This window comes from Neorhizobium sp. SHOUNA12A (genome assembly GCF_023006505.1).
Taxonomy (GTDB): domain Bacteria; phylum Pseudomonadota; class Alphaproteobacteria; order Rhizobiales; family Rhizobiaceae; genus Neorhizobium.
On the sequence record NZ_JALBGV010000140.1, the window covers coordinates 1 to 9,689 of the forward strand.

Genomic DNA, 9,689 nt, shown 5'->3' on the forward strand with positions numbered 1-9,689 from the left:
GCCTCTACCACCCGCGGCGCGGGCGCCGGGGCTGCTGCAGGCGTGATTACCGGCTTTTCGTCCAGCGGCCGGGTCGGCCGCCGCTTGACTGTTTCGACGACGACGGCCTTGGTGCGGCCGCGACCCATGTCCTGGCGGACGGTACCCTGGCTCATCCCAGATGGCTTCAGTGTAAGGGTCTTCTTTACGCCGAGTGTCTTATCGTCTTTGTTGTCGGTCATTCCGTTCCTGTTCCTTCGGACAGGAACGGATGGAAGCCATCAGAACCCGTCGTTTAATCCGTATATATCGATGTGCGTCCGGCTAAAGCCGGTGACCGCGTCATTGTTTCGGCATGTCAGCGACACCTTTTGTCTGGGACAGACCGCCCATGCGGTACTGTTCAAGTAGGTTTGCGCGCTTCACTACACCCTCACCCGCCTGCCCCGCAAGCGCGCAGGCATGGATAAAAGCATTCTGGCCCATCACTTCGTCCAATTCCGCGCTGGTAAAGAGCGAAAAGGACGGAATGTCTTCCCCGGTATTTGAACCGAGCTTCCAGGCCTTGCGGGCCTGGTCTATTTTCCTCACTCCATCGGCGGCCGCATCGGCCGCATGGAACACCGCGAGCGCAGCACCTGAGCGCACGGCAGCATCAACTTTCGTGGCGCCGGTGACAAATTGGCTCGCCTTGCGGGCCATGTTCATCATGCCGACGAGATCGGCGGCGAGCAGGCGATCCACCAGCGCGCCGAGATCCGCATCCGCCTTCGCCTCGGCCTTGAGGGCCCGGGCGAAGAGCTTTTTCTGAACCGCCCGGTCGACGAGCGACCGTTCAGCCTTGATCCAGCAACCACGGCCCGGAAGCTGACGCTTCAGATCGGGCACGACCTGACCGTTCGGGCCAGCCACAAAGCGGATCAGCGTTTCCGGTGATCCCGCCTCGCGGGTGACGATGCAGGTACGGTCGTTCACGACGATCTCGCCCAGGTCATCATCGACAGGTCCGTCATCATTGTGGTCCGGCTCATTCGCGAGCGGGATCATTCCTGCTCAACGGCGTCCGCCTCCTCCGCTTCGGCTTCCGGCTCGGGGGCACCCTTTGCGAGGTCTTCTTCGGTGATCCAGCCTGCCGACAGGCGGGCCTGGACGATCATGTTTTCAGCTTCGACGCGGGAAATGTCGAACTTCGAGAACAGGCCTTCGAACTTCTTCGTCACGCCGTCCTTGCGTTCGCTCCAGCCGACGAGGTCGTCGGCGGCGCAGCCGGCAAAGTCCTCGATCGTCTTGATGCCGTCTTCGCCGAGCGCGACGAGCATCTGGCCGTTCAGGCCGTTGATCTGCCGCAGTTCGTCTTCGACGCCGAGCTCCTTGCGCTTGGCGTCCATCTCGGCTTCGATCCGCTCCAGGTATTCGCGGGCGCGGGTCTGGATTTCGGTCGCGGTGTCTTCGTCGAAACCGTCGATCGAGGAGATTTCGTCGAGATCGACGTAAGCCAGTTCCTCGACCTGGGCAAAACCTTCCGAAGCCAGCACCTGGCCGACCATTTCGTCGACGTCGAGGGCGTCCATGAAGAGGTTGGTGCGCTCGTTGAATTCCTTCTGGCGGCGCTCCGACTCTTCGGCTTCCGTCATGATGTCGATGTCCCAGCCGGTCAGCTGCGAGGCGAGGCGGACGTTCTGGCCGCGACGGCCGATGGCAAGCGACAGCTGCTCGTCCGGAACCACGACTTCGATCCGCTCGGCATCCTCGTCGAGAACCACCTTGGCGACTTCGGCCGGCTGCAGCGCGTTGACGATGAACGACGCCGGATCCTGCGACCACGGAATGATGTCGATCTTCTCGCCCTGCAATTCGCCGACAACCGCCTGGACGCGCGAACCGCGCATACCGACGCAGGCGCCGACCGGATCGATCGAACTATCGTTCGAGATCACGGCGATCTTGGCGCGCGAGCCCGGATCGCGGGCGACCGACTTGATCTGGATGATGCCGTCGTAGATTTCCGGCACTTCCATGGTGAACAACTTCACCATGAACTGCGGATGGGTACGCGACAGGAAGATCTGCGGGCCGCGCTGTTCGCGACGGACATCATATACGTATGCGCGAACGCGATCGCCATAACGCATGTTTTCGCGCGGGATCATCTCGTCGCGGCGGATGATGCCTTCGCCGCGGCCGAGATCGACGATGACGTTGCCGTATTCGACACGCTTGACGGTGCCGTTGATGATTTCGCCGACGCGGTCCTTGAATTCGTCGAACTGGCGATCACGCTCGGCTTCACGCACCTTCTGGACGATGACCTGCTTGGCCGACTGGGCGGCGATGCGGCCGAAATCCATCGGCGGCAGCGGATCGGCGATGAAGTCGCCGATCTTGGCATCGACATTGCGGTCGAGCGCCAGAGCCAGCGGGATCTGCGTGCCGTAGTCTTCGGCGTGATCGACGACTTCCAGCAGGCGCTGGAGCCGGATTTCGCCGGTCTTGGAATTGATGTCGGCACGGATATTGGTTTCCGAGCCGTAGCGGGAACGGGCAGCCTTCTGGATGGCGTCGGCCATCGCAGCCAGCACGATCTCGCGGTCGATGACCTTTTCGCGCGCCACTGCATCCGCGATCTGCAGAAGTTCAAGCCGGTTCGCACTCACTGCCATTGTCGTTGGTCTCCGTAGGTCAAAAGATGAGGCCTTTCCTGGGGAAAGGCACAAGTCTCTGTTCGGTTTATTCGTCTTCTGCTTCTTCGTTCTGGTTCGCGGCCTGCGCCTTGGCGAGCTTGTCGGCCCGAAGTGCGTCGCGGATCAGATCGTCGGTCAGAATGAGCTTTGCCTCGGCCAGTGCCGAAAACGGGATCGTCACCCGTGGTTCCTCGCCATAGGCGACCTGGTCCCGCTCGATCGTGAAACCGTCCGCATCGCTTTCGGTGATCCTGCCGCGAAACCGCTTGCGATTGTCGATCATGATCGACGTTTCGCATTTGACCAGATGGTTCAGCCAGCGGGTAAAATCCGACTTGCGAACCATCGGGCGGTCGATGCCCGGCGAGGACACTTCGAGATGATACTCCCGATCGATGGGATCTTCTACATCCAGAACCGGCGAAATCGCCACGGATACGGCTTCGCAGCCTTCGACATCCATGGTGCCGTCGTTGCGCTCGGCCATGATCTGCAGCGTGGCACCGTTCTGGTTCAGCATCCGTACGCGCACCAGACGATAGTCCATGGCGGTCAGCACGGGCTCGATGATTTCGGCGACCCTCAGGTCAAGCCCGGTCTCGATGATGAGCCGCGGCTCGTATTCGGTTTGCGGCATAAGCTCTCCGGCAATCATTGCCCCATAGCTGGGCCCAATGTCTGGGTTACAGTGATCGCCTAACAAAAAAGAGCGGGTCCGGTGGGGCCCACTCTTCATCGGACGATCAAGAATATGGGGTGCATATACGCTTTCGGCCTTGCGATTGCAAGAGTCGCATATTCCGGGGCTTTGGCGGCTGGAATTTGGTTCGGCCAGGTCTATAACCGTTTGGTACGACGCACGAAAGAACGAGGATAAAAGTGCCCGATCGGATATCGACCCTGGCTCCCTTCAGGCACCCAACGTTCAGAACCATCTGGATCGCCAGCCTCGCTTCCAATTTCGGCAGCCTCATCCAGGCCGTCGGCGCGGCGTGGATGATGACCTCGATCACCGATTCCGAGGACATGGTTGCGCTGGTCCAGGCCTCGACCGCGCTGCCGATCATGCTCTTTTCGCTGATTGCCGGCGCGCTTGCCGACAACGTCAACCGCCGCAGCCTGATGCTGACGGCGCAGTTCTTCATGCTCACCGTCTCGCTCACCTTGACGGTCTTTGCCTATCTCGACCTGCTGACGCCCTGGCTGCTTTTGACATTCACCTTTCTGCTCGGCTGCGGCGTGGCGCTCAACAACCCGGCCTGGCAGGCTTCTGTCGGTGATATGGTACCTCGCGAGGTCCTGCCGGCGGCGGTGACGATCAACAGCGTCGGTTTCAACATCACCCGCAGCGTCGGCCCGGCGATCGGCGGGGCGATCGTGGCCGCCGCCGGCGCCGCGGCCGCATTCGCCGCCAATTCGGTAAGCTATTTCGCCCTGATCTATGCCTTGATCCGCTGGAAACCGGAAAGCCGCGACAATGCGCTGCCGCGCGAGACGCTGCTACGGGCGCTGTCGGCCGGCCTCGGCTACGTCGTTATGTCGCCCAACATTCTCAACGTGCTGTTCCGTGGCCTTGTCTTCGGTCTTTCGGCAAGTGCCGTCCTGGCGCTTCTGCCGATCGTTGCCCGCGACCTGGTTTCCGGCGGCCCGCTGACCTACGGCATCATGCTTGGCGCCTTCGGGGTCGGTGCCATCGCCGGTGCCATGGCAAATTCGCGGCTGCGTGAAAAGCTGACCAGCGAATCGATCGTCCGCCTGTCCTTCCTGGGTTTTGCGGCGAGCGCGGCGATCATAGGCCTGAGTTCAAGCACGGCGCTGACGGCGATCGTCCTCCTCGTGCCAGGCGCCTGCTGGGTGCTGGCTCTGTCGCTGTTCAACACGACGGTGCAGCTTTCGACGCCGCGTTGGGTGGTCGCCCGTGCGCTTTCCTTCTATCAGACGGCGACGTTCGGCGGCATTGCCGGCGGAAGCTGGGTGTGGGGCATCCTGTCCGACACGTTCGGGGTGTCGATCGCGCTCACATTGTCGAGCCTCGTCATGCTGCTTGGCGCCGTGATCGGCATGCGCCTGCCGCTGCCGCAGTTCAGTGATGCCAATCTCGATCCGCTCAACCGGTTCAATGTGCCGCTGCTGAGCCTCGACTTGCAGCCGCGCAGCGGCCCGATCGTTTCCCTGGTGGACTACACCATCGCCGACGAGGACGTGCCGGAATTCCTGGCGCTGATGTCGCAGCGACGCCGTATTCGCATTCGCGACGGTGCGCGGCAATGGGCGCTGATGCGCGATCTGGAACATCCGGAAATCTGGACGGAGACCTATCATACCGCGACCTGGGCCGACTACGTGCGCCACAACCAGCGCCGCACCCAGGCGGATGCCGAGGCCTGGGATGCGATCCGCAGTCTTCATCGAGGCGAAGAAGGCCCACGTGTCCACCGGATGATCGAGCGTCAGGCGATCCCGCCGAGCGACGACATATTCCATAAATCGCCCCCCGACCTGCACCACTGACTACCTGATTTTGCCCTTGAGCGACGGATCGGGAAAACAGGTCGGAGCAAGGCCGTTCTTTGCCTGCCAGTCGCCGAGCGAACGGCGGGTCTTGTAACCCGGCAGGCCGTCGACATTGCCGACATCGTAGCCCTTGGCGACCAGCGCCTTCTGCATGGCGAGCACGTCTGAGCGCAGCATCTTGCCGACATCGCCCCAGGGCGCCTGGAATGGTCCTGCGCCCGAGGCGATCCGGTCGGCGAGATTGCCGATGAACAGCGCATAGAGGTCGGAATTGTTGTATTCCTTGATCACGTAGAAATTCGGCGTGACGACAAATTCCGGTCCGTTGCGCCCCGCCGGCACCAGCATCATGCCGTCCGCCTTGAGGTCTGCCGCGGGAAACGCCTTGCCGGAAATGCGGGTGATGCCGGTTGCCGCCCAGGCGGAGATCGGCTTGGCAAGATCCGGCCCTTCCTGCGCGCAGGACACTTTTGCGGGGATCGTCACCTCGAACCCCCAGTCGCGGCCGCGCTGCCAGCCTTCCTTCTGCAGGTAGTGGGCGATCGAGGCAAGCGCATCCGGCACCGAATTCCAGATGTCCGGGCGACCGTCGCCGTCGAAGTCGACAGCATATTTCAGGTAGCTCGACGGCATGAACTGCGGCTGGCCGAGCGCCCCCGCCCAGGAACCCTTCATCGTCGCCGGATCGACATCGCCCCGCTCGATCATCTTCAGCGCTGCGATCAGCTCTTCGCGGAACATGTCCCTGCGGGTCGACATGAAGGCCTTGGTGGCCAGAACCTGCACGGCGGAATAGGGCATCCGCGCCTTGCCGAACCCGGATTCACGCCCCCAGATGGCGACGACGATCTCGCCCGGCACGCCATAAGTCGCTTCGATCTTCTTCAGCGTCGCCGAATAGGTGGAGGCAAGCCCACGGCCGGTCTCGGCGAGCCCCTGCAGCCGCTTTTCGGAAAAATAGGCGCCGGGCGAGGAAAATTCCGCCTGGCTCTGGTCCTGCTGCTTCGGCGGCTCCGAGCCCGGCGGTACCAGGTCCGGCAGATCCCAGTTGAGCGTTACGCCCTGGAAGGCGGCCTTCATCGTCTTCTCGGAGATACCGGCCTTCTTGGCCACCGGAGCCAGATCGCCGGTGATCCACCGCTGGAACTGCTTTTCGACGTCGGGACGGTTTTGGGCGAGCGCGGGGAGGGGGAGGAGGGTTGTGAATATGGCGAAAGCCAATGCGAGCGCTCGTCTGGAGGCACCCCCCTCTGTCCTGCCGGACATCTCCCCCACAAGGGGGGAGATCGGATGGAGCAGGCGCCCTGCCCAAATCACAGCAAGCGATTGGCAGATGCGCAAAACGCTTCGCCTGATTGAGGCCGCTGCGGAATTCTTGATAGGGAGCAAAGGTCGTGCCTCTGGCCGATCTCCCCACCCGTGGGGGAGATGCCCGGCAGGGCAGAGGGGGGCGAGCTTGCTCAACGGCATCCTCATCAGGACTCCAACCAGCGAGGCAGATGCGGCACGTCTCCACATACTCAAAATGCCTTCCTCTAAATCACCGTCCGCGCCCGAAGCGCCGCCGTCAGCGTGCCCTCGTCCAGATAATCGAGCTCTCCGCCGACCGGCACGCCATGCGCCAGCCGCGTGATCTTCACGTCGATCCCCGACAACTGGTCGGTGATATAGTGCGCCGTCGTCTGCCCCTCGACGGTCGCGTTGACGGCGATGATGATCTCGCGGATGACGCCCTCGTTCACCCGGTCGATCAGTCCGCGGATGTTGAGATCGTCCGGGCCGATGCCGTCGAGCGGGGAGAGCGTGCCGCCGAGCACGTGATAGGCGGTGTTCATCGCGCCCGTCCGCTCCAGCGCCCAGAGGTCGGAAACGTCTTCGACGACGATCAGCATCGTCTGGTCGCGGTGGAGATCGGTGCAGACGGTGCAGGGATCGACGGTGTCGACATTGCCGCAGCGCGAACAGATCTTCACCTTGTCATAGGCCTCGCCCATGGCGCCCGAAAGCGGCCCGAGCAGTTGTTCCTTCTTCTTGATCAGATGCAGCGCCGCCCGGCGCGCCGAGCGCGGCCCGAGACCCGGGACCTTTGCCAGAAGCTGGATGAGTTTTTCGATTTCGGGGCCGGTGACTCGCTTTGCCATTTTCTCCCTTTAGCCCATATGCCTTAAAAACGGAATCGCGGAAGGACCGCTCATGAAACTTCTCGCCGTCTGCCTCGGGCGCCCGGAAAGGCTGCCAGGCAAGAACTTTAAGACCGGCATCTACAAGTCGGCCGTCAATGCCGCCGTCATGATCGACAGCCTCGGCCTCGTCGGCGATGCGGTCTGCAACCGCAAACACCATGGCGGCGTCGACCAGGCTGTTTATATCGAGGGATCGCTGACGCTCGACTGGTGGAGCGGCGAGCTTGGCCGCCCATACGAGCCCGGCACTTTCGGCGAAAACATGGTGATCTCAGGTCTCGACAATCGCGACGTTTCCGTCGGCGACCGGTTCATATCAGGCGATCTCGTCCTCGAAGTCAGCGCATGCCGTATCCCCTGCGCCACCAGGATGAACGATCCGAAATTCGTCAAGCGCTATACCGTCGCCGCCCGCCCCGGCATCTATTGCCGGGTCGTCGCGGGTGGCGTGGCCGAAGCCGGGACGCCGGTGGAATATCGACCTTTTCCCGGAGAAAGGGTGACGATGCCGGAGCTAATGGAAACCTTCGGCCGGCGGCTTTCGGAGTCGGACCGGGTGCGATATCTCGCTGCTCCCATCCACTACAAGCTGCGGGCGATGTTGGAGCCCGGAATATAAGGGCAGTGCACAGCGACAGTGACGCCCCATACTACGCTGGCGAACGGCGATCTATTCCTGGCATGAATCTAGCCGAACAAAAGGCGGCAACAGAAAGCCATTTTTCCGCTCGTCCTTGGTTAGCAGATCCTTCCGCTTAACTTGGACGGCCATGTGCTTGCTGCAGGCGATGGAGAGGGCGGTCAAATTACCGAAGGCAATGTACGGCGTTTGATCACCGGAGGAAATGTGGGTGACCGGGATCAGGAACGGTGCCATCTGCTCATTGGATGTAGCCGGATCATTGACTTCTTTAAAGCACTCGTAAGCGACGGATTTGTCGCTATTTTTCTTGACGGTAGGCAAGTCTAAATTGCACATGGGTATCACATCGCCGCATATGACAACGCCATCGATAGACCAAACCAGTTTGGACTTTCGCCAAGTTTCAAATCTTACCAGCTCCGCGTAGAATGGGTGTTCTCCAGCGCGCACCTTATAGAAGATTTTAGTGTCGTCGCCAGTATTAGACTGATCAAAGACATAAACACGCTTGTTACGATCGCACTGGCTCGCATTGACAACCGTCGGCGCGAATAGAGTAGCTGCGAGGCAAAGGCGAAAAACGCCGGCGATCTTCATGAAGAACCTTATGAGATCTGTGGAACTACTGGTTGAAATATGAGAGCAATTCCAGCGAAAGTATGGCGCGGTTTTGCGCCGGGAATTGCTTGAAAACAAAGATAGAGCCTTCCGCAATCCGAAGAAAGCAGGAATGCCTTAAAGACCGAATTGCGTGCTTTCAGAACGGCATCTTGAAGCCGGGCGGGATTGGCAGGCCGGCGGTCAGTTCCTTGGTCTTTTCGGCGGCGATCGCCTCGGCGCGCTCCTTGGCGGCCTTGTGGGCGGCGACGATCAGGTCCTCGAGGATCTCGACATCGTCTTCCTTGAACAGCGACGGATCGATCTTGAGGCCGAGCATGTCGCCCTTGCCGTTGAGACGCACGGTCACCAGCCCGCCACCGGATGTGCCTTCGACGTCGAGAGCGGCGATTTCCGCCTGCATCTGCTCCATCTTGGCCTGCATTTCCTTGACCTTGCCCATCATGCCCATGATGTCGCGCATCTGTTTCGTCCTCTTCTCTTATAGCTCGATGTCGTCGCCGGGCAGGATGTCGCCCTCTTCGGATTCCGCGGTCGCCGCTGCCGGCATGTCCTCGGCCTCGCTTTCATCCTCTTCCGCCACGCGGATGCGCACGTCGGTGATCCTGGCGCCGGGGAACTGGGCGAGGATCGCCGCCACGTCAGGATCGGCGCGGGCGTCGGTGAACTGCGCCTCCCGCACGCTCTTTTCGGATTCGACCAGCGTCGGCTCTCCGGCCTCGTTGCTGAGCGTCACCCACCAGGTAATCCCGGTCCATTCCTCCAGCCGCGCCTTCAGGTCGCCGGCAATGGTCTTCGGCGCGTCGCCGGACAGATTGATCTCCAGCCGGCCCGGCTCGATCTTCACCAGCCGCACGAAGTTGCGCAGCAGCGCCTTCAGCCGCGGGTCGCGGTTCTTGGAGCAGAGATCGGCGATATCCGATATCGAATTGACCGGAACCTTCGGCACCGGCTTTTCGGCTGGCTGTTCTTCCGCGCGGCCGACGGGCATTTCGCGCGGCGTCGTATTCGGCACGGCCTGCAGCATCGCGGTCGGGCCGCCGGAAGGAACGCGCGGGCTCGCCATCTCGG

The 9,689-nt window shown here is 61.7% G+C and carries 10 protein-coding genes and 1 pseudogene; 2 read left to right on the plus strand and 9 right to left on the minus strand.

From position 1 onward, the window contains the following. From MOV63_RS31090 to rimP, 4 genes are all read right to left on the minus strand, one after another. Nucleotides 1-221 (minus strand): translation initiation factor IF-2 associated domain-containing protein (locus MOV63_RS31090; protein WP_247039564.1); only part of this gene is annotated, 221 nt, incomplete at its 3' end. Between the two features lie 100 nt (nucleotides 222-321). Further along, complete coding sequence (locus MOV63_RS31095; protein WP_038547893.1) at nucleotides 322-1,026, minus strand: RNA-binding protein; 705 nt, start codon at nucleotides 1,024-1,026, stop codon at nucleotides 322-324. Then, nucleotides 1,023-2,639, minus strand: coding sequence for a transcription termination factor NusA (gene nusA, locus MOV63_RS31100; RefSeq protein ID WP_038592092.1), 1,617 nt, complete (start codon nucleotides 2,637-2,639; stop codon nucleotides 1,023-1,025). Before nusA ends, MOV63_RS31095 begins: the two co-directional genes overlap by 4 nt. 67 nt (nucleotides 2,640-2,706) lie before the next feature. After that, complete coding sequence (rimP, locus tag MOV63_RS31105) at nucleotides 2,707-3,297, minus strand: ribosome maturation factor RimP (RefSeq protein WP_038592094.1); 591 nt, start codon at nucleotides 3,295-3,297, stop codon at nucleotides 2,707-2,709. Between the two features lie 242 nt (nucleotides 3,298-3,539). On the opposite strand from rimP, the gene MOV63_RS31110 reads away from it, so the two are divergent. Further along, entirely contained in the window at nucleotides 3,540-5,171 is a 1,632-nt protein-coding gene (locus MOV63_RS31110; protein ID WP_247039566.1) for an MFS transporter, read from the plus strand. Here the strand turns inward: MOV63_RS31110 and MOV63_RS31115 are convergent, their stop codons facing one another. Further along, the gene (locus MOV63_RS31115) at nucleotides 5,172-6,440 is read right to left on the minus strand and encodes a lytic murein transglycosylase (RefSeq protein WP_247039569.1); all 1,269 of its coding nucleotides are present in this window, start codon (nucleotides 6,438-6,440) and stop codon (nucleotides 5,172-5,174) included. Between the two features lie 269 nt (nucleotides 6,441-6,709). Beyond that, a complete protein-coding gene (gene recR, locus MOV63_RS31120) occupies nucleotides 6,710-7,315 on the minus strand; it encodes a recombination mediator RecR (RefSeq protein WP_247039572.1) in 606 nt (201 codons plus the stop codon). Nucleotides 7,316-7,367: 52 nt separating this feature from the next. Between recR and MOV63_RS31125 the strand changes: the two genes are divergently transcribed. Further along, the gene (locus MOV63_RS31125; protein ID WP_247039574.1) at nucleotides 7,368-7,976 is read left to right on the plus strand and encodes an MOSC domain-containing protein; all 609 of its coding nucleotides are present in this window, start codon (nucleotides 7,368-7,370) and stop codon (nucleotides 7,974-7,976) included. 51 nt (nucleotides 7,977-8,027) lie between these two features. On the opposite strand, the gene MOV63_RS31130 is transcribed toward MOV63_RS31125, so the two are convergent. The 3 genes and pseudogenes from MOV63_RS31130 to MOV63_RS31140 all read right to left on the minus strand — a co-directional run. Continuing rightward, on the minus strand, nucleotides 8,028-8,597 hold the full coding sequence (locus MOV63_RS31130; protein ID WP_247039576.1) for a hypothetical protein: 570 nt from the start codon (nucleotides 8,595-8,597) through the stop codon (nucleotides 8,028-8,030). 160 nt (nucleotides 8,598-8,757) lie between these two features. Continuing rightward, nucleotides 8,758-9,081 (minus strand): YbaB/EbfC family nucleoid-associated protein, encoded by a 324-nt coding sequence (locus MOV63_RS31135; RefSeq protein WP_038547916.1) that lies wholly within the window; start codon nucleotides 9,079-9,081, stop codon nucleotides 8,758-8,760. Between the two features lie 18 nt (nucleotides 9,082-9,099). Further along, nucleotides 9,100-9,689: pseudogene (locus MOV63_RS31140) on the minus strand (DNA polymerase III subunit gamma/tau); the annotation flags it as partial.

Bases quoted from the DNA above. Each gene is read 5' to 3' on its own strand.
- MOV63_RS31125 (WP_247039574.1), top strand. From the start codon at position 7,368: ATGAAACTTCTCGCCGTCTGCCTCGGGCGCCCGGAAAGGCTGCCAGGC.
- rimP (WP_038592094.1), bottom strand. From the start codon at position 3,297: ATGCCGCAAACCGAATACGAGCCGCGGCTCATCATCGAGACCGGGCTT.
- MOV63_RS31130 (WP_247039576.1), bottom strand. From the start codon at position 8,597: ATGAAGATCGCCGGCGTTTTTCGCCTTTGCCTCGCAGCTACTCTATTC.
- MOV63_RS31115 (WP_247039569.1), bottom strand. From the start codon at position 6,440: ATGTCCGGCAGGACAGAGGGGGGTGCCTCCAGACGAGCGCTCGCATTG.
- MOV63_RS31095 (WP_038547893.1), bottom strand. From the start codon at position 1,026: ATGATCCCGCTCGCGAATGAGCCGGACCACAATGATGACGGACCTGTC.
- MOV63_RS31135 (WP_038547916.1), bottom strand. From the start codon at position 9,081: ATGCGCGACATCATGGGCATGATGGGCAAGGTCAAGGAAATGCAGGCC.
- recR (WP_247039572.1), bottom strand. From the start codon at position 7,315: ATGGCAAAGCGAGTCACCGGCCCCGAAATCGAAAAACTCATCCAGCTT.
- nusA (WP_038592092.1), bottom strand. From the start codon at position 2,639: ATGGCAGTGAGTGCGAACCGGCTTGAACTTCTGCAGATCGCGGATGCA.